Annotated in this window: 27 protein-coding genes and 1 pseudogene; 12 read left to right on the top strand and 16 right to left on the bottom strand. The window is 46.3% G+C overall.

Going from position 1 to position 24,322, the window contains the following annotated elements:
* The 8 genes and pseudogenes from Q338_RS15000 to Q338_RS06385 all read left to right on the top strand — a co-directional run.
* A pseudogene (locus tag Q338_RS15000) lies at positions 1-230 on the top strand (hypothetical protein); the annotation flags it as partial.
* Between the two features lie 42 nt (positions 231-272).
* Positions 273-1,205 carry an ACP S-malonyltransferase gene (gene fabD / locus Q338_RS06415; protein ID WP_034293219.1) on the top strand — a complete coding sequence of 311 codons (933 nt, stop codon included), beginning with the start codon at positions 273-275 and terminating at the stop codon, positions 1,203-1,205.
* A gap of 12 nt (positions 1,206-1,217) precedes the next feature.
* The gene (locus Q338_RS06410) at positions 1,218-1,448 is read left to right on the top strand and encodes a hypothetical protein (RefSeq protein ID WP_342345605.1); all 231 of its coding nucleotides are present in this window, start codon (positions 1,218-1,220) and stop codon (positions 1,446-1,448) included.
* A gap of 54 nt (positions 1,449-1,502) precedes the next feature.
* Positions 1,503-2,249: a 3-oxoacyl-ACP reductase FabG gene (gene fabG / locus Q338_RS06405; RefSeq protein WP_034293215.1), complete on the top strand. Its 747-nt coding sequence runs from the start codon at positions 1,503-1,505 to the stop codon at positions 2,247-2,249.
* 75 nt (positions 2,250-2,324) lie between these two features.
* Entirely contained in the window at positions 2,325-2,552 is a 228-nt protein-coding gene (locus Q338_RS06400) for a hypothetical protein (RefSeq protein WP_034293213.1), read from the top strand.
* A gap of 381 nt (positions 2,553-2,933) precedes the next feature.
* Positions 2,934-4,178, top strand: a complete 1,245-nt coding sequence (gene ccsA / locus Q338_RS06395; protein WP_051968522.1) for a cytochrome c biogenesis protein CcsA — start codon at positions 2,934-2,936, stop codon at positions 4,176-4,178.
* A 91-nt stretch (positions 4,179-4,269) separates the two neighbouring features.
* Positions 4,270-4,596 (top strand): hypothetical protein, encoded by a 327-nt coding sequence (locus Q338_RS06390; protein ID WP_147293659.1) that lies wholly within the window; start codon positions 4,270-4,272, stop codon positions 4,594-4,596.
* 61 nt (positions 4,597-4,657) lie between these two features.
* Positions 4,658-5,080 carry a YqaA family protein gene (locus Q338_RS06385; protein ID WP_034293209.1) on the top strand — a complete coding sequence of 141 codons (423 nt, stop codon included), beginning with the start codon at positions 4,658-4,660 and terminating at the stop codon, positions 5,078-5,080.
* 56 nt (positions 5,081-5,136) lie between these two features.
* On the opposite strand, the gene Q338_RS06380 is transcribed toward Q338_RS06385, so the two are convergent.
* From Q338_RS06380 to Q338_RS06360, 5 genes are all read right to left on the bottom strand, one after another.
* A complete protein-coding gene (locus Q338_RS06380) occupies positions 5,137-7,596 on the bottom strand; it encodes a heavy metal translocating P-type ATPase (protein WP_034293208.1) in 2,460 nt (819 codons plus the stop codon).
* Between the two features lie 330 nt (positions 7,597-7,926).
* A complete protein-coding gene (locus tag Q338_RS06375; protein ID WP_051968521.1) occupies positions 7,927-8,358 on the bottom strand; it encodes an NUDIX domain-containing protein in 432 nt (143 codons plus the stop codon).
* 63 nt (positions 8,359-8,421) lie between these two features.
* Positions 8,422-9,930, bottom strand: coding sequence for an efflux transporter outer membrane subunit (locus Q338_RS06370; RefSeq protein WP_084693554.1), 1,509 nt, complete (start codon positions 9,928-9,930; stop codon positions 8,422-8,424).
* 200 nt (positions 9,931-10,130) lie between these two features.
* A complete protein-coding gene (locus Q338_RS06365; protein WP_034293206.1) occupies positions 10,131-13,382 on the bottom strand; it encodes an efflux RND transporter permease subunit in 3,252 nt (1,083 codons plus the stop codon).
* A 9-nt stretch (positions 13,383-13,391) separates the two neighbouring features.
* On the bottom strand, positions 13,392-14,666 hold the full coding sequence (locus Q338_RS06360) for an efflux RND transporter periplasmic adaptor subunit (RefSeq protein WP_034293204.1): 1,275 nt from the start codon (positions 14,664-14,666) through the stop codon (positions 13,392-13,394).
* 218 nt (positions 14,667-14,884) lie between these two features.
* Between Q338_RS06360 and Q338_RS06355 the strand changes: the two genes are divergently transcribed.
* Both Q338_RS06355 and Q338_RS06350 read left to right on the top strand, forming a co-directional pair.
* Complete coding sequence (locus tag Q338_RS06355) at positions 14,885-15,511, top strand: TetR family transcriptional regulator (protein WP_034293202.1); 627 nt, start codon at positions 14,885-14,887, stop codon at positions 15,509-15,511.
* A 131-nt stretch (positions 15,512-15,642) separates the two neighbouring features.
* Positions 15,643-16,191 carry a hypothetical protein gene (locus tag Q338_RS06350; RefSeq protein ID WP_034293200.1) on the top strand — a complete coding sequence of 183 codons (549 nt, stop codon included), beginning with the start codon at positions 15,643-15,645 and terminating at the stop codon, positions 16,189-16,191.
* 50 nt (positions 16,192-16,241) lie between these two features.
* Here Q338_RS06350 and Q338_RS06345 read toward each other — a convergent pair whose 3' ends face one another.
* From Q338_RS06345 to rpsP, 5 genes are all read right to left on the bottom strand, one after another.
* Positions 16,242-17,036 (bottom strand): Cof-type HAD-IIB family hydrolase, encoded by a 795-nt coding sequence (locus tag Q338_RS06345; RefSeq protein ID WP_034293198.1) that lies wholly within the window; start codon positions 17,034-17,036, stop codon positions 16,242-16,244.
* A 90-nt stretch (positions 17,037-17,126) separates the two neighbouring features.
* On the bottom strand, positions 17,127-17,495 hold the full coding sequence (rplS, locus tag Q338_RS06340; RefSeq protein ID WP_034293196.1) for a 50S ribosomal protein L19: 369 nt from the start codon (positions 17,493-17,495) through the stop codon (positions 17,127-17,129).
* Positions 17,496-17,521: 26 nt separating this feature from the next.
* On the bottom strand, positions 17,522-18,262 hold the full coding sequence (gene trmD / locus Q338_RS06335) for a tRNA (guanosine(37)-N1)-methyltransferase TrmD (RefSeq protein ID WP_034293194.1): 741 nt from the start codon (positions 18,260-18,262) through the stop codon (positions 17,522-17,524).
* A complete protein-coding gene (rimM, locus tag Q338_RS06330) occupies positions 18,262-18,771 on the bottom strand; it encodes a ribosome maturation factor RimM (protein WP_034293191.1) in 510 nt (169 codons plus the stop codon). Before rimM ends, trmD begins: the two co-directional genes overlap by 1 nt.
* A 3-nt stretch (positions 18,772-18,774) precedes the next feature.
* Positions 18,775-19,023, bottom strand: coding sequence for a 30S ribosomal protein S16 (gene rpsP / locus Q338_RS06325; RefSeq protein ID WP_034293188.1), 249 nt, complete (start codon positions 19,021-19,023; stop codon positions 18,775-18,777).
* 262 nt (positions 19,024-19,285) lie between these two features.
* Between rpsP and Q338_RS14455 the strand changes: the two genes are divergently transcribed.
* Both Q338_RS14455 and Q338_RS06320 read left to right on the top strand, forming a co-directional pair.
* A complete protein-coding gene (locus Q338_RS14455) occupies positions 19,286-19,432 on the top strand; it encodes a hypothetical protein (protein WP_156961049.1) in 147 nt (48 codons plus the stop codon).
* 6 nt (positions 19,433-19,438) lie between these two features.
* Positions 19,439-19,663, top strand: a complete 225-nt coding sequence (locus tag Q338_RS06320) for a hypothetical protein (protein WP_147293660.1) — start codon at positions 19,439-19,441, stop codon at positions 19,661-19,663.
* Positions 19,664-19,766: 103 nt separating this feature from the next.
* On the opposite strand, the gene Q338_RS06315 is transcribed toward Q338_RS06320, so the two are convergent.
* From Q338_RS06315 to Q338_RS06290, 6 genes are all read right to left on the bottom strand, one after another.
* Complete coding sequence (locus tag Q338_RS06315) at positions 19,767-20,132, bottom strand: hypothetical protein (RefSeq protein WP_034293182.1); 366 nt, start codon at positions 20,130-20,132, stop codon at positions 19,767-19,769.
* 369 nt (positions 20,133-20,501) lie between these two features.
* On the bottom strand, positions 20,502-22,337 hold the full coding sequence (locus Q338_RS06305; protein WP_051968520.1) for a DUF927 domain-containing protein: 1,836 nt from the start codon (positions 22,335-22,337) through the stop codon (positions 20,502-20,504).
* Positions 22,330-23,418, bottom strand: a complete 1,089-nt coding sequence (locus tag Q338_RS06300; protein WP_051968519.1) for a primase-helicase zinc-binding domain-containing protein — start codon at positions 23,416-23,418, stop codon at positions 22,330-22,332. The genes Q338_RS06305 and Q338_RS06300 overlap by 8 nt, the downstream gene beginning before the upstream one ends.
* Before the next feature lie 55 nt (positions 23,419-23,473).
* A complete protein-coding gene (locus Q338_RS06295; protein WP_034293176.1) occupies positions 23,474-23,821 on the bottom strand; it encodes a hypothetical protein in 348 nt (115 codons plus the stop codon).
* A gap of 4 nt (positions 23,822-23,825) precedes the next feature.
* Complete coding sequence (locus Q338_RS14450) at positions 23,826-23,996, bottom strand: hypothetical protein (protein WP_156961048.1); 171 nt, start codon at positions 23,994-23,996, stop codon at positions 23,826-23,828.
* Positions 23,993-24,322: hypothetical protein (locus Q338_RS06290; protein WP_034293174.1), on the bottom strand; the 330-nt coding region annotated here is incomplete at its 5' end. The genes Q338_RS06290 and Q338_RS14450, both read right to left, overlap by 4 nt.

Here is a 24,322-nt window from a genome sequence, read left to right as displayed (position 1 = left end):
AATATAGTCGTAGAAATGAAAATGCAGTACAAGGCGACAACGCCCGCCGTGTACGAATAGTACATAAGGGCGTTGGCAACGCCGTACTGCTTTTTCAGTTCTGCGACTATAGCTTGCTTTTATCGCTACTTCATGCGCCTACTGCGTTGGCTTTCCACGCCAATATGTTCAATATTGGCATAAAAAGCCGCCTTGTATTCGCAAGAATTATCAATAAAATCAAGCTATAAATCTTACGAATACAGGTTCTATAAAGATAAGGATAAATGACGATGGCATTTGCATTTTTTTTCGCAGGACAAGGTTCGCAAAGTTTGAACATGATGAAAGGCTTTGACGGCGTGCAAATTGTGAAAGACACGTTTGATGAAGCGTCTGCCGCGCTCAATCAAGATTTGTGGGCAATGATGAACGGCGATGACGAGCAAATCATCGCGCAAACAGTAAACACGCAACCTTTGATGTTGGCGGCGGGCGTGGCGACTTACCGCGCGTATTTGGCGGCTGGTGGCGCGAAACCTGTGGCGTTGGCGGGACACAGTTTGGGCGAATATTCGGCTTTGGTGGCGGCAGGCAGCCTGAATTTTGCCGATGGCGTGAGATTGGTTCGCAAACGCGCCGAGTTAATGCAATCCGCCGTGCCACAAGGCGTAGGCGCGATGGCGGCAATTTTGGGTTTGGAAGACGAACAAGTCCGCCAAATCTGCGCGGAAGCAGAACAAGGCGAAGTGTGTGAAGCGGTAAACTACAATTCGGTGGGGCAAATCGTGATTGCGGGCAACGCGGCGGCGGTGGAACGCGCCATGTCTGCCGCCAAAGAAGCGGGCGCGAAACGGGCTTTGCCTTTGCCTGTGTCGGTGCCATCGCATTGTCGTCTGATGAAACCTGCGGCGGATAAATTGGCGGATTATTTGGCGAATGTGGCTTTCAGGCAGCCTGAAATTCGCGTGATTAATAATGTGGACGTGGCGAGCGTGAACGACCCCGAGCAAATCAAAGACGCACTGGTGCGCCAATTGTACAGCCCCGTGCGTTGGACAGAAACGGTAAATGTGTTGGCAAATGAAGGGGTTACCCAATCGGCGGAATGTTCCCCCGGCAAAGTGTTGGCAGGTTTGGCGAAACGCATTCACAAGGACGCGGTTTGCACGGCTTTGACTTCGCAAGCGGCGGTGGAACAATTTATCGCGGCGCAGGCTGCCTGAAAAGGGTAAAACATGACAATGTTCTGGTCTATTGGCGCGGGTTTATTGGTGGCTGCAATGTTGTTTTACATTTTGTTTCGCGATTGGGACGAGTTTGTCCATTGCGTGAAATTTTATTTTACGCCTGATGTGATTAGCTTGTTTCAAGGCAAATGGGACGAAGATATGTGGGCAGAACTGAAATTGCTGGTATGGTTGGGCTTGAGCTGGCTGACGGGGTGGTTGGTGTATATTAATTATTGAATTTTCAGGCAGCCTGAAAACACATTATCCAATTAAAAACAAGGATTTGAAACGATGACTACACAAAATTTAACAGGAAAAATTGCTTTGGTAACGGGTGCATCTCGTGGCATTGGCGCGGCGATTGCGGACACTTTAGCGCAAGCAGGCGCAACCGTGGTTGGCACAGCGACTTCTGACAACGGCGCGGCGGCGATTGGCGAGCGTTTGGCGCAATGGAAGGGCGTAGGTCGCGCCTTGAACGCGGCAGACGATGGCGCGATTGAAAACCTGATTGGCGAAATTGAAAAAGAATTTGGCAAACTGGACATTTTGGTTAATAACGCAGGCATTACACGCGATAATTTGCTCATGCGCATGAAAGACGATGAATGGGACGACATCATGAATGTGAACCTGAAATCCGTTTACCGCGCCAGCAAAACCGTATTGCGTGGTATGATGAAACAGCGTAGCGGTCGCATTATCACGATTACGTCTGTGGTTGGTACAATGGGTAATGCAGGGCAAACCAATTACGCCGCCGCCAAAGCCGCCTTGCAAGGTTTCAGCAAATCCTTGGCGCGTGAAGTGGGCAGTCGCGGCATTACCGTCAATTGCGTTGCCCCTGGTTTTATTGATACCGACATGACCCGCGCCTTGCCCGAAGAAACGCGCAAAATGTTTGAAAATCAAACCGCACTGGGCAAATTTGGGCAAGCGCAAGATATTGCCAATGCCGTTTTATTCTTGGCTTCCGAGCAAGCCAGCTACATTACGGGGCAAACTTTGCATGTGAATGGCGGTATGTTAATGCCGTGAGTTTGTCAGGCTGCCTGAAAAGGGAAAGTGTTGGGTTTAGCAACCCAAGCTACATTGACGAAAGGAAATCCCATCATGGCAAAATTCAAATTATTGTTAAAACGGATTTTTGGTAATCGTTTTATCACCACCGCTTTATCGGCTTATTTTCTGGGCTATATGATTATCATGGCAGAAATGAGATTTTGGCTGATTATGTTGATGGTAGTGGCATTAGCGGTGGCGATTTGTCTTTTTTTTGATTTGATTGGTTTTTTACACAAAAAATTTATTGAAAAACCCCATTCAGATTCCCATGAATAAAGATTCAGGCAGCCTGAAAACCGCTTTTCAGGCTGCCTTTTATTCTTTTAATCAACACAAGGCAGCCTGAAATCAATTCCCCCCATAAATTTAATCTTCAAAAACCATTTTTCAGGCAGCCTGAAAGTTTTTTTTACTGTAAACTATCGGGCTGCCTGAATGTTTTGTTCAGGCAAACCATATTTTTTAAATTATTTTAGGGGCGAATGACAATTTGTTTTGCACCTTGATTTTGTCAGCAAAAACGACTATTTCAAGGCAAAAATGCGCGTCAGGTTCGACACCTGATAAGCATTTTTAACGCAGAAATGGGCGATTTTTGATGCAAACGCAAGTGTAAAATGAATTGTCATTTGCCCCTATATATCAAGGTATTAAAAAATGACTGAACACTCCACCACCCTAAACAAAACGCTGCCTGAAAACAGCCCCCTTCCCCAACATGAATTATTGCAAGAAAAATCGTGGTATAAAACCCTAAACATCACCGATTGGCTGTTTGCGCTGGCGATTTTGACGATTGCCGTGCTGGTGCAAATCAAAATGCCGCACCACATGGACGTGTATGAAGTCGCCATTTTGTGGACAAGTGCCGCCATTGCCACCGCTTTGGGTTGGTTTTTCAAGCCCATGCGTTGGTTTATTTTGGGCAGCGTGGCTTTGGCATACATGGCGGTGGGCTTGTACAACGGCAACATCGCCCACGCTGGCGAACCGCCACAAGGCAAATTTTTGTTGCGCTATTTGTTGAGCAGCCAATCGGCGATTATGTGGCAATCGGCTTTAACGATTTTTGCTTTTATTTTGTACGCTTTGGGTGCAATCGTGGCGTGGAAACAAGAACGCAGGCTGCCTGAAAATGGCGTTTCGCCCCAACCGAATTTGTTGCTGGGCATGGCTTCGGGTTTGGCGTGGTCGGCGGCGTTTGCGGGCTTTGTGGGTTTGCTGGTGCGCTGGCACGAAAGCTATTTGTTGCGCCCAGACGCGGGGCATATCCCTGTGTCCAATTTGTATGAAGTGTTTATTTTGTTTATGGTGATTACGGGTTTGATGTATTTGTATTATGAGCGCAAATTCACCATGCACAAATTGGGCGTGTTTGTGTACACCATTATGGTGGCTTTGGTGGCATTCACGCTGTGGTACAGTTGGGAACGTGGGGCGCATGAAATTCAACCACTTATCCCTGCTTTGCAATCGTGGTGGATGAAAATTCATGTGCCAGCCAATTTTATTGGCTATGGTGCGTTTTGCATGGCGGCGGCGTTTGGTGTGGCGGAACTGTTGGCATTGCGCGGCGTAAAATGGCTGCCCGATGCCGCCCAAATTGAAGAAGCGATGTACAAAGCCATTGCGGTGGGATTTTTGTTTTTCACCATTGCCACCGTGTTGGGCGCATTGTGGGCGGCAGACGCTTGGGGACGCTATTGGAGCTGGGACCCGAAAGAAACTTGGGCATTTATCGTGTGGTTGAATTATGCGATTTGGCTGCATTTGCGCTTGGTGGCTGGCTGGCGCGGTAAGGTGCTGGCGTGGTGGGCGATTATTGGCTTGTTCATTACGGCATTTGCGTTTGTGGGCGTGAACATGTTTTTAACGGGTTTGCATTCATACGGCAGTTTGTAATAATTTTCAGGCAGCCTGAAAGTGAAAATATCGCTTTTCAGGCTGCCTGAAAAGCAATCAACACAACCGAATAGTAAAAAAGGTTCAACTCATGAGCATAGTGATGATGATTTTTGCGAAGCATGACGATGTGTCCGAAACATTTCATTTAGGCAGCTTTTCCAGTTTTTTGACACAAATAGATAGAAAAATGTTGAATGAACAATGCCCCATTTTGCAACGATTATTGGAACAAGTTGATGATGAAGATGAGAACAGAATAACTGGTACAGAAATTTTATTGTTAAGCAAAGAGTTAGAAAACATATTAAATAGCCCGATTTCTCATCTCAATAGTTATACCCAAGACACATTCAAGCATTTTATTCACTATTTTCACGACAAAGATGTTTATCAATATGATGTCTTTATCACATAATGAGACAATTTGGTGCGCACTACATTTTCAGGCAGCCTGAAAATTATTTGAGACCATCAACATGACTTTAGAAGCGACTTTATGGGCTTTGTGGCTATCCGCATTCACATCGGCGACCTTGTGGATTGGCACATCGGAAGCGGCATTTTGGGCGGCGTATCGTGCGTTTCCCGAACATGCCGTTTTGATTTTTTGGGTGGCGGTGAGTGGCAATACTTTGGGCAGCGTGGTGTCGTGGGCGATGGGGCGATTTTTGCCAGAACGCTTTTTAATCCACAAAATCAACCCCAAAGCCTTAAATTATTTGAAAAAATGGGGGGCGTGGTCGCTGTTTTGGGCGTGGGTGCCGATGGTGGGCGATATGTTGCCGATTGCGGCGGGGTGGTTGAGATTGAATGCTTGGGCGTGTACGCTGATGTTGTTGCTGGGGAAAAGTTTTCGGTATGGAATTTTGTGGGCTGGGTTGGATAAATTTTTGATTTAATGGATATTTAAATGAGATTTTCAGGCAGCCTGAAAACCTTTCAGGCTGCCTAAACCTTATTTCCGCAATCTCAACGCATTGCCCACCACCAACAAAGAACTCGCGCTCATGCCAATCGCCGCCACCCAAGGCGTAACCCAACCCATCACCGCCAACGGCACCACCACCCCATTATAGCCCAATGCCCACCACAAATTCTGATGAATAATCAAATGTGTGCGTTTCGCCTGCGCCAAAATAGTAGGCAAAACAGATAAATCTTCGTTTAACAACACCACGTCTGCGCCATCACGCGCCACATCGGCACTGCCTGCCACCGCCACCGACACATTCGCCGCAGCCAACACAGGCGCGTCATTAATCCCGTCGCCCATCATCAAAACACATTTGCCGCTCGCTTGCAGATTTTGCACATACGCCAATTTGTCTTCGGGCAACGCCCCCGCGCCATAATGGGCAATATTCAACTCGTGCGCCAATTGCGATACGGCGGCGTGATTGTCGCCGCTCACCATATGCAAATCTATGTTTTGTTGGCGTAATTTTGCCAACATTGTCGCCACATCTGCGCGTACCGTATCGTGTAATAAAAAGGCAGCCTGAAAACCCGTCTGATTCCCCAAAGCAATCAGACTACCACGTATTGCCAATTCATCTAATTCAGGTGGCGGATTGCCCGCAATTTCTGCCACAAAATCAGGTTTGCCAATCGCCCAAATCTGCGTTTGTCCGTGCAAAGTGATTTGCGCGGATACGCCGTGTCCAATTTTATTTAATTTTTGCGCAATTTGAATCGCCGATTTGCCCAAATTATCTTCAGGCTGCCTGAACGCCAAAATCGCTCGCGCAATCGGGTGTTCCGAATTCTGCTCTAATAATTGTGCAATTTCAATGACCTCCCCATCTTTCAGGCTGCCTGAAAAATTCACAAATTGATTCACCGAAAATTTGCCTTCCGTCAGCGTACCTGTTTTGTCCAACACCGCGTCCGACACCTGCGCCAAAGTCTCCAAAGCATGACCTCGCGCCACCAACACCCCAACACTCGCCAAACGCCCCATGCTCGCCGCCAACGCCGCAGGAGTCGCCAACGCCAAAGCACACGGACAAGTAATCACCAACAAAGACACCGTAACCCACAAGGCTTGCGGCACATCCGTGCGCCACACCCAATAGGCAAACGTCATCGCCGCCAACGCCAAAATCGCCAAAGTAAAACGCGCCGCATAGCGTTCCGCCAATTCCGCCAAACGCGGTTTTTGCGCCAACGCGCGGTCTAGCAATTTGACAATATGCGCCAATTTCGTTTGATTGCCAACTTGTTCCGCCTGAATAATCAATAAGCTACTCACATTCAGCGTACCAGCCGTTACGCGGCTGCCTGAAACTTTGACAATTGGCACGCTTTCGCCCGTGAGCATGGCTTCGTTTAACTCGCTGGTGCCGCGCAACACGATTCCGTCCACAGGCACAATTTCGCCCGCACGCACCGCAATCACATCGCCCACTTTCAGCGAAACAACGGGAGCTTCCTGCGTGGTTTCATTATCCAAATCTATGATTTTATGACAAAATGCGGGCAATAATTTCACCAAGCGTTCCGCCGCGTCCCCAGCTTTATGGCGCATGGTCAATTCCATAAATCGCCCAATCAGCAAGAAAAACACAAACATAGACACACTCTCAAAGTGCATACCTGCCGCCGCCCCCTGTACAAACGCGTACACACTAATCGCAAACCCCAACAACAAAGCCAATGCCACAGGCGTATCCATGCCCGTGCGCCGATGACACAAATCGCGCCACGCGCCCCGATAAAACGGTTGCGCCGAATACAAAATGGCGGGCAATGCCATCAAAAATCCACCCCAATGCAAAATCGTCAAATACTGTTGTTCAATATCATCATATAAATAGGTGGGCATGGCAAACATCATCGTTTGTGCGCTGGACAATCCTGCCACCGCCATGCGAATCAGCAATTTTTTGCGTTCCGCCACCGCTTGCGCTTCTACTTTTTGCGCGTCATAGGGCGCGGCGGAATAACCTGTTTTTTGAATCAATTGCAAAATCTGCGAAAGCTGCACACGCGTGTCATCCCAACGCACACGCACGCGCTGGGTGCTGTAATTCAGCTCCACTTTCACAATCCCAGCTTGGCGCAATAATTGCTGTTCAATCAACCATGTACATGCCGCGCAAGTAATGCCGCTTAACATTAACATGGCTTCTTTTTCATTTTCAGGCAGCGTTTCCACAAATTCCGCTTGCACTTCGGGCAAATCGTATAATTTCAATTGTGCCAAGACTTCATCGGGCGGCAACACGGCTTGTTGCGCGTCTGCGGTGCGATTTTTGTAATAATTGCCGAGACCTGCGTCAATAATCCCCTGCGCCACCGCCTGACAGCCCGCGCAACACGCTGGCTCTTCGCGTTGCTCATAAATAATCGGCAAATGGGTATTTTCGGGAACGGGAAGACCGCAATGGAAACAAGATGATGATTCACGAGACATAATGTTCAGGCTGCCTGAATAATAATTAATGAAAGATGGGCAATTATAGCGGAATGTGATGTGGGGTGGATTGTACACGGCTAATGGTTGCCATAAATTATAGTGAATTTGGGATAAGAAAAATTGAAAATTCTATGAAAATAAATGACTTGTGTAGGGTGGGTGCTTGCACCCACCATTTTCAGGCTGCCTGATTTTTGCGTAGGCTGGGGTAAATAAAGCGTAGCGGAATGCACCCCAGCTCCACAACAATTTTGGCGTTGCTGGGGTGCGTGTCGCTTGCGCGACACTTACCACCAGCCTACGTCATCACACAATTGTCGTGTACTTTCAGGCAGCCTGAAAATTCTGCTGCCGCGCAAATTCGCCAATTTCCGCCAATAAAGCCGCATTCGCTGGCAACATCGGCGCAACCGTATAATTTTGCGGCGATTGCCATGCCCATTGCTGACCTTCACGCGCCTTCAATTCGCCCGACCAATCCGTTGGCAAAACCACAAAAAAATGCAAATGCACAGTCGCGTGTTCATAAGCATGGATTTTTTCTTGCCACAAATCCGCGTGTTGAATGTCTATACCGAGTTCTTCGTGGAATTCGCGTTGCAGCGCGGCGAGCAGCGTTTCGCCCTGCTCTACTTTGCCGCCCGCAAATTCCCAATAGCCCGCATACGCTTTCCCTGCTGGGCGCGAACTCAACAACACTTCGCCACGCGCATTAAACACAATGCCTGCCACAACGGTAGTAATTGGTTTTTCTAACATATTTATTTTCCTAATATCAAGGCAGCCTGAAAACCGTTTTCAGGCTGCCTGTAACATTCAAAATTATTCCGCTTTCACATTGGCTGGCACATACACTTCTTGTTGCGATGATGGCGTGTTTGCCATCGCCGCGCGTACACCCACCGAATCCTGTGCGTCTGTAGTGTAACGCTTCAAGCCGCCGCCCAATGCTTTGTACACATCAACCAAATTTTCTAACAAATTCAATTGCGTATTCAAAACTGCATTGTCGGAATTATAGCTGCTGCGTTCCGCGTCCAGCAAATCCAAAGAACTCGCCACGCCGTGTTTATAACGCAAATGAATCAGGCGCAAACGCTCATTATAGGCTTTGCGTTGTGCTGACACCGATTCAAATTGTGCCGCCAATGCCGCACGCGCCACCAACGCATCCGCCACATCTTTAAACGCCGATTGCACCGCCGCTTCATACGCCACCACTTTTTTCTGTTGCTCAATTTTCACCGCTTCTAAATTGGCTTTATTCGTCCCCCAATCAAAAATCGGCACAGACAAATTCGCACCCGCCGACCACGAGCCTTTGTTGGTCTGGAACAAATTACCCAATTGTGGGCTGATTAAACCCAATGTGCCTGTTAAACTGATTTTCGGGTAAAACGCGGCGCGCGCCACGCCAATATTGGCATTTGCTTGGCGCAACTGATGTTCCGCCGCACGAATATCGGGGCGATTGAGCAAAACTTGCGAACTCAAACCTGCGGGTAAATTATTGATTTTAAATTGTTGCGATAAGGATTTGGCTTTGGGCAAATTTTTGGGAATGGGCTGATTAATCAGTAAAGCCAATGCATTACGCGCTTGTTCACGCGCACGCACCGCGCCTGCGTAAGTGGATTTCGCGCTTTCAATTTGTGCTTCTTGGGCGCGTAAATCCACCGCCGAAATCACGCCCGCTTGATGGCGAATTTTCGCCAAACGGTAGGTTTCTTCATAACTGGACAAGGTGCGTTTGGCTAAATCCATTGCCGCTTGTGCGTACAATTCGTTTAAATGCGCTTTGGCAACTTGGGAAATCAGCGTTAAATGGGTTGCGTCTTTGGCGGCGGCGGTGGCGAAATAGCTTTCTAATGCGGCTTCGCTGCTGTTTTTCACGCGTCCCCACAAATCTAATTCATAACCCGTGCTTAAGCCGATATTGAAGCGGTTGGTGCCTGTGTGGGCGAGTGCGCCACTACGGGTTGCGCCTGCTGTGCCTGAAATATTGGGCATTTCTTGGCTGGTGCGCGTGATGGCGTATTGGGCGCGTACTTGTTCCACATTTAAGGCTGCCGTGCGTAAATTGGTGTTGTTTTTCAATGCCAATTCAATCAGGGCGTGTAAACGTGGGTCGGCAAAATAATCGCGCCAACCCAAAGAGGCAGCCTGAATGCTCGCCGCTTCAGTAGCAGGCAAATCAAACGCAAAGGTTTCGGGAACGGCAACGGTAGGTTGTTCGTATTCGGGAGCGAGTTCTACAACTGGTTTGATGGATTTACACGCCGACAGGGAAATCAGCAAAACAGCAGCAAGGGTGATGGGTTTTAGTTTCATGATTGAATTATCCTTAAAATAAAATATTGTTTCAGGCTGCCTTTCACTACCCTACAAAAATAAGGTTATCTGAAAAATTAAGCATTGCCGTGTACTATTAAGGCAGCCTGAAAGTGTACAACACTTATCTGATAACAAACATGGTTTGACGGTTAGATGATGTAAACCCAACCGACAAACCATGTTTTCTATTACGTCAATTATTGTGCTAAACCAGCGTCTGTGGCGGCTTCTCGTGCATTACGCATCTGATGTTTGCCCTTAAATATTCTGCGGATAAGCACATAGAATACAGGTACAAAAAACACCGACAACAGCGTACCAATGGTCATGCCCCAAAACACCGTTGTACCAATCGCGCGTTGGCTCGCCGCACTCGCACCAGACGAGAAATACAACGGCACCACGCCCAAAATAAACGCAAACGATGTCATCAAAATCGGGCGGAAACGCAAGTGCGCCGCTTCCAAGGCAGCCTGAAACGCGGTTTTGCCTTCTTCTTGCAAATCACGCGCAAATTCCACAATCAAAATCGCGTTTTTCGCACTCAAGCCAATCACCGTAATCATACCCACACGGAAATAAATGTCTTCCGCATAAGTAATCGGAATGCCCATGCTCATATTAAACTGATTTCGCATCCACACCCCCAGCACCACGCCCAAAAAGCCCAAAGGCGCAACCAGCAATACCGACACAGGAATAGACCAGCTCTCATACAAAGCCGCCAGCACCAAGAAAATCGCCAGCAAACCCAAAGCATATACAATCGCAATCTGCGATGAACCTTTGGCTTCTTCACGAGATTGTCCAGCCCACTCAATACTGTAATTGCCTTCGCCGATTTCATTCATGATGTTTTGCAATTCAGCCATCGCCACACCCGAAGACACACCAGCAGGTTTTGTGCTTAATTTCATGGCAGGGTAACCATTGAAACGCAAACTCTGCTGCATGCCCACTTTCCATTCTTTTTTCACAAAAGTGGATAAGGGAATGGCAACACCTTGATTATTCACCACAGGCAAATTCAAAATGTCTTCGTCTTGCATACGCGCCGTGTTTTCGGCTTGTATCATCACTTTTTGCAGGCGACCATTATTCGGGAAATCATTGACATACGAACCACCCAAAGCAATCGCCAATGTAGAACGTATGCTGCCCAAACTCACGCCTTGCGCCGCAGCCGTTTCGCGGTCAATGGTCAATTCCAATTGTGGCGCATCTTCCAAACCATCAGGGCGCGTGTCTGCAAACAGACCACTTTCAGCCATTTTGCCCATCAATTGATTGCGTTTGGCAAGTAAAGCGTCATGACCCATATTGTTGCGGTCTTGAATGTAAAACTCTACGCCGCCATTACCTAATTCACGAATCGCGGGCGGATTGATGGAAACAGTAAAACCATCTCGCACCAAATGGTCATCGGGTAATTTTTTGCCATCTACATAACCTGTTAATAATGCGCCTGTTAATTTTTGCACCACAATGGTCGCGTCATGCAAAATATCGCCAGCAATCATGCGTTTCATAAATGGCTCGCTTTTGCTCATGGCAAGACGCTCGTCCCAATCTTTCAAAATCACAAAGCCCATAGCCATATTTTGTGCGCTACCACCAAAACTAAACCCTGATACAGTAATAATATCCTGCACTTCAGGGAAAGACATGGCGGTTTTTTCCAATGCTTCAATGGTTACATCGGTACGCGCTTTGGTTGCGCCCGATGGCAATTGGGCAATCACCATCAAGTTACCCGAATCTTCGTCTGGCAAAAACGAGCTGGGCAAAGTCGTGTAAACATAAGCCGCACCCGCCGTTAAAGCCAACCAAGTAATCATCAGGCTGCCTGAACGACGCAAACAAGCTTCTACCCAACCTTTATAACGCTTATTCGTGTTATCAAATTTGCGGTTAAACCAACCAAAAAAGCCTTTTTTCTCATGATGACCATGTTTAATCGGTTTCAACATGGTCGCACACAAAGCAGGCGTTAAAGTCAAAGCCAAAAACGCGGAGAAACCAATCGCCAACGCCATAGTCGCAGCAAACTGGGTAAAAATCTTACCTTGTGCGCCACTAAAAAACATCAAGGGAATAAACACGGCAATCAACACCGCCGTGATACCAATTACCGCACCTGAAATTTGGCTCATGGCTTTTTGCGTGGCTTTCATGGGCGGTAAACCTTCTTCCGCCATAATGCGTTCCACGTTTTCCACCACCACAATCGCATCGTCCACCACAATACCAATCACCAGCACCATGGCAAACATGGTCAGCACATTAATGGACATGCCCAAATAGTAAATCCCTGCAAAACCACCCAGCAGCGAAATCGGCACGACAATCGCAGGAATCAGGGTATAACGCAAGTTTTGCAAAAATAAAAACATCACGATAAACACCAAAACCATCGCTTCCACCAAAGTCATAATCACTTTTTGAATGGAAATGTCCACAAATTTAGATGTATCGTACGGTGCTGCCCAAGTCATGTCAGCAGGAAAATAGGTTTTCAGGCTGTCCATTTTTTCGCGTACCAATTTGGCGGTGGCGGTCGCGTTACCACTATTGGACAACATTACCGCCATACCCACCGCAGGCGTGCCATTCAAACGGGTGCTGGCAGCATAGCTTTCTGTACCCAATTCCACACGCGCCACGTCTTTCAAATACACATTTGCGCCACTGGCAGATGTTTTCAGCATGACATTGCCAAATTCTTCTGGGGTACTCAATTGACCTTGTGCAGTAATGGTTGCCGTAATGGTTTGCCCTTCAGTAGAAGGCAATGAACCCAAGCTACCTGCGGAAATTTGCGCGTTTTGCGCTTGAATCGCGGCAGACACATCAGCAAATGATAAATCATAGCTTTTGAGCTTGATGGGGTCTACCCACACGCGCATGGCACGTTGCGCGGCAAACATGCGTACACCGCCCACGCCTTCCAAGCGTTGCAATTCGGGAATCACATTGCGTTGGGCATAGTCTGCCATGTCGTCCAAAGATTTTTGTTCCGATTTCAAAATAATTACCATTAAGAAATTAGAACGTGATTTGGAGACACTCACACCATATTGTTGCACCGTTGCAGGCAGCGTGGACGTGATTTCAGACAATTTGTTTTGCACATTCATCTGTGCCATGTCTTCATCGGTACCCGATTTAAACGTCAGCGACACGCTGCCTGAACCGCTAGAATCAGCAGAAGTGGACATATAATCCAAACCTTCAATACCATTCATCGCGCGTTCAATCACGGCAAGTACGCTGTCTTCCATTACTTGTGCCGAAGCACCTGGGTAAGTGGCATTCAGCGTAATGGACGGCGCAGCCACAGACGGATATTGCGACACAGGCAAACTGCGTATCGCAATCACACCAGCCAAAATAATAAAGATGGAAATTACCCAGGCAAACACAGGGCGTTCAATAAAAAATTTTGCCATAACCTATCCTTATTGTGCTTCAGATGCGGCTTCTTCGGTAGTCGGCGCGGTAGCAGGTTCGGAAGTGGATTCGGCTGGGGCAGATTCAGGGCTGCCTGAAACAGGGGCATTGCCTTCTTGTTCAGGCTGCCATTCTTGTAATTTAAATTTCTTAATCCCCAACATACCAGCCGACATCGTGCCGTCAATCACCACACGTTCACCCGCTTGCAAACCTTCGGTAATAATCCAAAAATCGCCTTTTTGACCGCTGACTTTGACCGTGCGCGGCTCAAGTGTGCCGTCTTCTTTTGCCAACATCACGCTGTCTGTTTTACCACGCGTAACCGCACGTTGCGGCACAGGGAACGCACCCAAAATCCCCGCCAAAGGCAAATTCACACGCACATACATACCATTCATCAAAATCTGATTCGGATTGGCAATCGCCGCGCGTATGGTTACTTGACCCGTTTTTTCATCAACGGTTGTGTCAGCAAACATCAAACGCCCTTTGTGCGGATATTCCGAGCCGTCTTCCAAAGTCAAGCCCACAGCCACTTCAGAATTTTGTACTTTTTGACCGTTCATCAATTGCTGTTTCAATTTCAGCATATCGGAAGACGATTGCGTGATGTTCACATACATCGGGTCGTTTTGCGTGATGACTGCCATTTTTGTGCTATTTGCATTTACCAACGCACCTTCGGTAACTAAGGACTGTCCAATATGTCCAGTAATTGGTGCAAACACTTTGGTGTATCCCAAGCTTACTTCTGCTACATTAATTGCAGCTTGTGCAGCAGCCACCTGTGCTTCTGCCGAGCGTTTGGCGGCAACAGCAGCATCAAATTCCTGTTTACTAATCGCGTCTGCCTGCACCAAAGGAGTGTAACGTTCCACATCAGTATTGGCTTTGGCTAATGCGGCTTGTGCTTGCAATAAACTAGCTTGAGCACTTTGCAAATTAGCTTGATAAGTAGCATCATCAATTTCATAAAGTGGTTGTCCAGCTTTTACCACTGATCCTTCTTGGAATAAACGGCGTTTCACAATACCGTTTACTTGTGGCATGATATTTGCTGTACGCACTGATTCCAAACGTCCTGGTAAATTATTTTCCAATAAAATATTTTGTGGCTGCACGGTAAACACATTAATAGTAGGCTCTAGCTGTGCCATTTTGCTGCGTTGTTCTTTTTTCATTTCTTCCACTTTATTGGGGCAAGCGGTCAAAGTCAAAGAAGTTGCCACAGCGATGGCTGCCAAACGCCACAGAGTTCGCCTTGGTTGAATTGCTGTCATATTGCTTCCTAAGGGTTTTTGAATCCAAAATATAATAAAAACTTTCAGGCAGCCTGAAAGTTTGCAAAACTTTTCAAGCCGCCGACTATTTAATCATTCGAGATACGCGTATTATACATACACTTGTGAATGCGTTTAAATAACTTTGCGAAATTTCACACCAAATTAATTGCAATTGTAACAAAAATACATTTTTCTTCATTTTACTTCAACAGATTATGCGTAAAACCAAAATTGAATCCATGAAAACGCGTCAGCACCTATTATTAGCGGCTTTAGAAGTTTTTTACCGTCAAGGTGTAACACGCAGTACCTTACAAGAAATCGCACAAGAAGCAGGTGTTACTCGCGGCGCATTGTATTGGCATTTTAAAAACAAAGAAGAATTGTTTGAAGAACTGTTTGAATACACTTTTCAAAATATTTTTCCCGAACAAAATAATCAACAAGTCATTGAAAATGCTTGGGATTACTTGCGTAACCAATTAATCACCACCCTGCGCCACATTGCAGAAGATGAAATTCATCGCAAATTCTGCAATGTGCTACACATGAAATGCGAGCGTACCCCCTACAACGAAACCATTACCGCACTTACCGAGAAATATCATGGTATGTTTCTTACCCGTATTACCGAAATGGTAAAACTGTGCCACCAACAGGGTAAATTGCCACAAAATATTGATATAGAATTTGCAACACTTTATTTAGAAAGCAATTTTGTTGGTTTAATGAAATTATGGGTGTTTCAATCGCAGCGTTTTGACCTTGTTCAATACGCTGAGCGCAGCATTGATGCGACTTTTGCCACATTGCAAAATAGCCCACTTTTGCTAACATCTTAATTTATCAAATAAATAAATTCAGGCAGCCTGAAAAACCTTTCAGGCTGCCTGATTTAGTCATTTTTAGTCATTGCAAAATTTGGCAATCAATCGCACAATTCGCCCTATGTTAGATTCTGACCATTTTGCACATGAATGAAATCAAATTATACGCCAACCGATTGCCCTTTTTTGTTCTTGCGCTTATCGCCCTACTCTGCGCACTCGGCTGCGCATGGTGGACACAAACACACAGCGATAACACCAACCTGATTCAAGGCATGACGTTGGCAAGTGGCATTATCTGCTTGATTATGCTGATTAAAATCGTACGCCGCCCAGCCAAAATCAGCCTAAGCATACACGGCATACAATTCCACTACCCCACAGAACGCCAAGACCAAACCCATACACAAAATATGCTTAACCAATTTATTGCATGGGAAGATATTCATATTATTCAAACACATAAAAACATATTAGAATTGCACATAGACGACAATCCACCCGATTACGAGCGATTGACCGACATAGAATTAGCCAATTTGCCCCCACGCGAAATCACGCTCTACCAACTTCGCGCCAAAGTATCGGGGCTGAACAAATCACCCAATAAAGTGATGGATTGGGTAAACCAATTGCAACAAGCCCCCAGCAAGGAACGTACTTCACTGATTTTGTCGTTTCATTATGAAAAATAAATTCAGGCAGCCTGAAACCTTTACCAAACCTTTTCAGGCTGCCTGAATCATTATTTATCAATCACTTGCAATTCCACCAACGCCCGATAAATCCCATCTTCATCAATGCGCGGCGCAATAAAATCCGCCACCGCTTTCAATTCATCTACCGCATTGCCCATCGCCACGCCGCAGCCCACCGCCTGAATCATTTCCAAATCATTCAATTCATCACCAAACGCCATCGCCTCCGCCATCGTCAGCCCCAAAACATTTAAGGCAGCCTGAATCCCACGCGCTTTAGAGCCTTGATTATCCAGCAAATCCACACCATTTTTATGCCAACGAATAGAACGCAAAGCAGACGGCAATTTTGGCAAAATCACATCATCCATTTCCTGCGGGAAAAATCCAAGCATTTGATACACTTCATGATTTTTAAAATAATCCGCGTCCAGCCCAAACGGCAAATTCAACGCCCCCGCCGCATCTTGCAAACGCGCGTCCAGCCCCGACACAAAAATCCCCGACCGCGCCACACAAGCATAAGCCACCCCCTGCCCCGCAAATACCGCCGCCGTGTTCGCCGCCACATCTGCCGACAAAGGGAAAGAAACCAATTTTTCCCCTTTATATTCAACATATTGACCATTAATGGACACAAACATCTCCACCCCACACTCATGCGCCAACGCCAAAATCGGTTCAGGCAACACCGCAATCGTGCGCCCAGTCGCAATTGCCGTGATAATCCCTTGATTATGCAGTTTTTTTAGCGCAATTTTTGCACTTTCGGGAATACGCTGTTCATCTTTCACCCACAGCGTGTCATCAATATCAAAAAAAACAATTTTAGGTTGAAACATAGTTTACTCCAATCATTTTCAGGCAGCCTGAAAGAAAAACGCCCATCTAACCAATTGATTAAATGGACGTTTTTAATTATAAAAACAAAATTAACCTTGTTTACGCGCAGGCAATTTTTCTTTAATACGCGCCGCTTTACCCGTCAAGCCACGCAAGTAGTACAATTTCGCACGGCGTACATCACCACGGCGTTTCACTTCAATTTTCTCAACGCGTGGAGAATACAATGGGAAAGTACGCTCAACGCCTTCGCCATTAGAAATTTTACGCACGATGAAGTTGCTGTTCAAACCGCGATTTTTGCGAGAAATCACCACGCCTTCATAGGCTTGCAAACGCGTGCGGTTACCTTCCACCACGCGCGCCCATACGATTACAGTATCACCAGGGGCAAATTCAGGGATTTCTTTATTCAAACGAGCGATTTCTTCTTGCTCTAATTGTTGAATCAAATTCATGTTAAGTTCCTATTTATGATATGGATTTATCCGTTGCTTTCTTGACGAATTTTGTCTAAAAGTCGGATTTCCTGTGGGAGTAAATCACGCCCATCCAGCAAATCTGGACGGCGCAGTAAAGTGCGGCGCAACGATTGCTCGAATCGCCATTCCGCAATCAGCGCATGATTGCCCGATTTCAATACATCGGGAACAGCCATGCCCTGAAATTCAGTCGGTCGCGTGTAATGTGGATAATCCAACAAACCATTGGCAAACGAATCTTGTTCCGCCGAAGCCATGTCGCCCAACACATCAGGCACCAAGCGCAACACCGCGTCCATCAACATCATCGCGGGCAGCTCGCCACCCGACACGACAAAATCGCCTATGCTGATTTCTTCGTCCACGCACGTTTGCAACACACGCTCGTCGACACCTTCGTATCGCCCACACAATAAAATCAGATTATCCCATTGGGACAATTCCACAACTTTTTTGTGTGTCAATGGCGCACCTTGTGGACTTAAATAAATCACTTTCAGGCTGCCTGAAAGATTTTGTTTTGCCGATTCAATGGCTTGAAACAAAGGCTCTGCCATCATCACCATGCCAACGCCACCACCAAAGGGGCGGTCGTCAATATAGCCCAGCTTATTATCAGCAAACTGGCGCGGATTGATGGCGCGAAATTGCCAAATGCCCTGCTTGTGGGCACGCCCCGTTACGCCATATTGGGTAATGCTGTCAAACATTTCAGGAAACAGCGTAATGGCTTGAATATTCATCAGTAATCCAAGCCCCAATCGGCGGTAATCGTGCGTGTTTCTTGGTTCACATCATCAATGAAATGGGATACAAATGGAATCAGCTTTTCGCCGTATTCGCCGCGTACCACCAAAACATCGTGCGCGCCTGTTTCCATCAATTTCACCACTTCACCCAAAGCAACGCCATCGCGGTTCACGACTTGCATGCCCACCAAATCTGTCCAGTAAAACTCGTCTTCTTCGGTTTCGGCAAAACTTTCGCGTGGCACTTCAATGGTGTAGCCGCGCATTAAAGCGGCGGCATCGCGGTCGTTGATGTGGCTAAATTTCACTTGTAATTCGCCGCCAACGGCTTTGCCTGCTTCAATTTCGGCAATTTGTACGTCTTTGCCTTTGACTAAACGCCATTCAGGGTAGTCCAACAGGCTATCGGTGTATTCGGTGCTGGGCTGGATTTTCAGCCAGCCTTTCACGCCAAACGCGCCTTTGATATAGCCCATGGCTACCCAGTTTTGTGTTTCACTCATGGATTAAGCAGCAATTTTTTGCTCGGCAACCAATTTCGCAACGGCTTCGCTCAATTGTGCGCCTTGACCAATCCAGTGGTTCAAGCGGTCAGCTTGAATGCGAACGCGCTCTTGCTTTTCATTAGCAACTGGGTTGTAAAAGCCCACGCGCTCAATGAAGCGACCATCACGGCGGCTACGACTGTCCGCTACGATGATGTTGTAAAAAGGACGTTTTTTAGAGCCACCACGGGCTAAACGGATAACTACCATTGTCAATTCCTTATGGAAAAATTGCTAAATATAGAAAACCGCTAATTTTACTTGCTTTACGGTAATTTAGGCAAGTGTTATTTGAATTTTCGGGGGATTTTGTGGCGGAATATTTTTCAGGCTGCCTTAATCGTACAGAAAACAAACTCACTATGTTGGTTTTTGGTGAATAAAATGAGTATTTGCTTGGATTTGGGTTTTATTTCTGCGTATGGGTTTCTATTTTATTGGATAATTAGGCTTATTTTTGTGGAATAGTGTCATGAAAGGCTTTTTATGGGGTGCATTATGTGCTTTTCCGATGGTGGGCGCATGGTTGCTAATGGGCGGCGAATTGCCGCAATGGGATAATCCAACATCGCCCATTTCGCCCGAAGCTGTGGATAAATGGCGGTGGCGATGGGGCTGATTGCTTTTGGCATTTTGGTGGCATTGGAAACGCTGTTCTGATGATATTGCGCAATCCGTAAAAGAAAAACAATCTCAATATTTCAAAGATTTAACTGAAAACCACGCCACACTTGGGCATTTAATTAACGTGAATAAATATGCCAAATACAATGTTTATCGTGAAGCTGATTTGGTGGTATCGGCACGCGCTTATTGGGCGATAGCGAGACTTGAATTAAATACCCAATAAACTGATTTTAAATAATAAAATTCTCATCAATTTTAAAAATACCCCCAAAAATACCCCCATTTTGCAAAGTCTCAATATTTTCAGGCAGCCTGAAACCCGTTTTTCAACACCCCAAAACCTGAAATATTTTCCCTTTGCCCCGCGCTTGGTCGGTTACATAGCCATCGTATAATTTCCGCGCGGTAATGTAAAGCGTAAGCGGTAACTCTTGCCCTGTAGATGGTTTCTTTTTCAAAATCGGCGTAATCGTGCCAAGTATGGAAAACACATCACCTTGTTTCTTATTTTTTAATTCCGCGCAAACGGCTCTATCAAACGCGATAATATCGCCATCTAAATTTTCCACCTGCAAATTACTATTTGCATAACCGTACACCGTCATTTTGGCGATAACGTATTCTGTACCGCGCACGGTGTACATGGTTTTCGGTGGCAATAATAATTTTCCACTCAAAACACCATCAATCATTTTTCACTCACTTTCATTCAGTTTTACCCAAATCCCACCAATCCCACCAATCCCACCGCCATTTTTACCTTGCTGAATCATAACGGCAAATAAAATTACCCATCTATCTGATTTTAAATGATTAAGATAAGGCTGTCATGTATTATTTTTAGTTAAATACAAAAAATGAGTGGGATTAGTGGGATTAGTGGGAATTTATTTTTAAATCAATTATTTAAAAATTTAAAAAGTGGGATTTTGGTGGGATTTAACTGGGATATTGTTATAAAACAATATATTACAATTTTAATAAATAAAATCAAAACTTTAAAATACAAAAAAACGCGGCTCGTTTTACACGATAACCGCGCTTTCAGGCTGCCTGTGGGCTTAATTTTCATGGTTTGGGATTTCAAAACCATCTAAACAATACATTCTTGTACTGTGTTTAATATTAAGCTGGTCGCAAATTTTATTAGGCAGCTTATATTTCAAACGCTTATCCGATTCACGCTTCAACCAGCCACAATCACTCAACACTTTACACACAAAACGTACATCAAAACCTTTGCAAATTTCTTCTTCAAAAACAGCGTCATTAATAAAAAAACGTGGCTGCAATTCTTCGCCACCTGTCATTATCATAAAGCCCGCATGATGGCGCGATACAAGAGGCTGTTTGTCCATCTCCAAATGACCAACCACGCGATAAAACCGCTCACTATGCCCATGCACCTGTAAAAATTCATAGGTTGATTTCAAAATTTGCTGTTCTTCACGGTTACTTTTGCCGTCTCGCTCGTACCATGCCATAAAGCTCGCCAATACACCAGCAAAACCCACGCCTTTATTGTAGCCCGTAATGCCCCATTCACTCGCCAATTCCAACGCAACAGCCGCAAGCGTAAAGCGTTTGGCAGCGCGGGCGGGTTGATTATCCAGTTTGGGCGGCAACATTGCCATAAATTCGGTTTGTAGCTCGCCAATTCGCTGCAACATTTTTTCAGGCTGCCTGTGCATTTTTGCGGTTAATTCTGTGATAAACGCATGAAATGCCGTGCCATAAATGCGTTTATGAGCATGGTCTAAATGCAAGGCTAATGCGCTCGCACTCTCAAAGCCGTTTAAAGTATCAAACGTCCCCAAACCTTTACCGCAATCGGCGGGAATAGCGGGCAGTCTTACGGCTTGCCCTGCGTTCCATTCCATGCCGTCCTGTTTCAAAAAGCGTTCCGCATCAAATTCGCCTGTAGAAATAGCAAGTACGCGCCATTTTAGCTGTGTCCGATTGCCGCCCATTGCCGCGCCTTGTAATTTGGAACTGCCATTGAAAATAGAATAGCCCACATCTTTCAACACTTTTGGCTCTGCCTGTGAAAGCTCATCTAAAAAAATAATGCCGTCATTATTGGCGGCTGCAATATTATCAAACGCCAAACTTGTACCATTCCATTGCACTTTTAAGGCTTCCGCGTTACCCATCGCAGAAAACGCCACCATGCTCAACAGGGTTTTGCCTGAAGAACTGTCCCCGAAAAAATGAAATCCGCCCCCTTCCTGTTTCAACACGCCTAAAAGCGGGGAAGCAAACACCGCGCCCAATGCCAACAAATGCCGTGAATTACCACGCAAATACCGCGCTATCTGTTCTTGCCAATCTTTCAGGCTGCCTGAAGCGGTGTAAGCCGCTTTTTTGCTGGTGTCGCCGATAAAAATCACTTTGTTTTCAGGCTGCCCGATGATTTCACCACTTGGCAAAATGTATGCCGTGCAAGTATCATCAGTCCATCCCCCTTTTGCGCTCACTTGCCAATCGGTTTTATCACCTTCCCATTGCACATAATCCCACAATTCATTTTTATGGCGTTCTTTAATGCAAATGCCTAATTTTTCGCGTAAAAAACTTGCCCCATCACTACGCCCCACTAATCCCATTGGAAACGCCGCTAAACGCTTCATACCGCGCCCATTGCGCTGATACTCAATTACCCGAAATTCACGCTCATCAACATCTTGCCCACGTCCCACAATGCGAAAAGGGTCGGAAACGCGCACAGGCGGCTTTTCAAACGCCACTCCATGCTTATCCACGCCAATACCATGATAAAACAAACCTGTAGAAAGAGAACGAAAATAAGGCGTTAAAGGCGTAGTTTCGCCATCGTTTGCCAATTCGCTTAATTCTTTTAATTCTTTGTTTTTATTTAATTTAATGGTTTTATCCATGATAATCTTTCCCTTTCGTTTCACGCGCCAATAAGTCTAAAACATCGTTATCACTTTCAGGCTGCCAAATTTTAATATTGCCCTGTAATGGAACTTGGTAACGGCGTTGCAAGGCTTGCGCTGCTTGTAAACCCGCGCCGTTTGGGTCGTTATCAGCAATAATCACAAGGCGGCGCACCATATCAGGCAGCCTGAAACCCGCCACCCGATTAGCCGCGCCACACGCCCACACATTCAAACCATTCACGCAATGAATGGCGGCGGCTGTCTCTATGCCCTCACACACCACCAAAACCCCGTTTAACTCATGTTCAGGCAGCCTGAACAGCGGAATCGCCGCGCCCATCAATGCCCCTGAATACATTGCCCGATGTTTTTTCACGTCTAACAATGCGCCTGTTTGCGGGTCTTTTAAAATGGCTTTGCTCACAATACCTTGTTTTTTCATTAAATAAGTGAAATGCAAGCCGACTAATTCGCCATCAACCGCCCGAAATGCCCCCACCATCGCAGGAAACCGCCCCAAACACCGCCCATTGTGCCAATACGGCAATAAACGGCTACAGCGCAAACCATCATCATGAAAAGGCAAGTTTTCCGCTTCAGGAATACCGCGCCCACGCAAATAATTGGGGACAATATCGTCATGCTGCCAATTCAGCGCATTATCCCAAATAGATAATAATTTCAATTGATTGCGCTCATCTATTTCCGCTTTTTTCTCGTCAATAGGTGGTGTTTTATTTTCAGGCAGCCTGAAAGCAGGGGCTTGATGATTGCCATTCATGCCCAATACGCCCGCCACACGCTGCAAGGCTTCATCAAACGAACAGCCAAACACCAGCATTAACAAATCAAAACCGCTCCCACCCTTGGGTGTGCAAGTATTGCAAATCCACCAACCGCGCCCACCATTATCCGTAAACCGAAAGCGGTCTTTACCACCACACGCGGGGCAAGGTTGATGTTTGTTTTTGTTTAACAAAGTTTCCGATACCCCCAAAGCCGTCAAAATGGCATGCCAATTGCCATTAGCTGCCTGTTTCACATCGGCAAGGGTATAACGATGAGATTTCATCATTTTGCGCTCCGAAAAGAGGGCGTACGCGCCGAAAACACGCCCACGCCCCTTTGTGTTAATAATGAACTTCCGAAATCAACAAACCATCTTGGCGCACGCGCCGCCGATGATATTCAGGGCGGATAACAGGGCGTGGGGGTGTCATCACGACTTCTTGCGCCTTATCATCTACTTGCTGATTGTTTTTGCTGAAATTTTTTGCCAAACGCATTTCTAAACGGCGGTAAATTTCGCCTTGCGCTTCAATTTGCTTTTCGGCGGCGGCTAATTCCGTTTGCGTGTCGTCTAATTGCGCTGAAATGGCTTGCACAACAGGGCTGTAACGCTGATAACTCGCCCATTCACCCAATAAATAACCCACAATCAAACCGCCACCGCCATAAAGTAAAATATTAGAAATCATCGTATTAGCCCTTTTTATCAGGTAACAGGCGGCGAATTTGGGGGTTTACCGCTTGGCGGCGCGGCTTCACAAAACGGCGGCGCGGCGGCTGCCTGAATTGGCGAAACAAAAACACGCCCAAAACAATCAGCATTTCTACATTTAAAATCAATAAAGTAAGCAAAAAGTAATTCATGCTGTGGCACTCCTTGTTACGCGGCGGCGAATGGTTTTTTTCGGTGGCTCTGCCATTGTGATAGGGTTGTCGTCTTGGTCGGGGTCGGTTTGGTCGGTGTCCATCACGGTGATTTGTGGTGGCGGCTGGTGGGTTTCAGGCTGCCTGAATGCGTTTTGTGGCGTTACCAGCGTTTCCACCACATCGCCAAAATCACGCGTTTCCAATTTGCGCGTGGGTTGGCTGGTGTCAATGCCCACCTTAACGGCGCGATACAAGCCGTTTTCCAACATAAAAAATCCTGTGTTTTTAATGCGTTCTCTCATGTGGGCTTCGTGCTTCCATTG

This window comes from Alysiella crassa DSM 2578 (genome assembly GCF_000745955.1).
GTDB lineage: Bacteria > Pseudomonadota > Gammaproteobacteria > Burkholderiales > Neisseriaceae > Simonsiella > Simonsiella crassa.
This window is presented reverse-complemented; position numbering and strand designations above follow the sequence as displayed.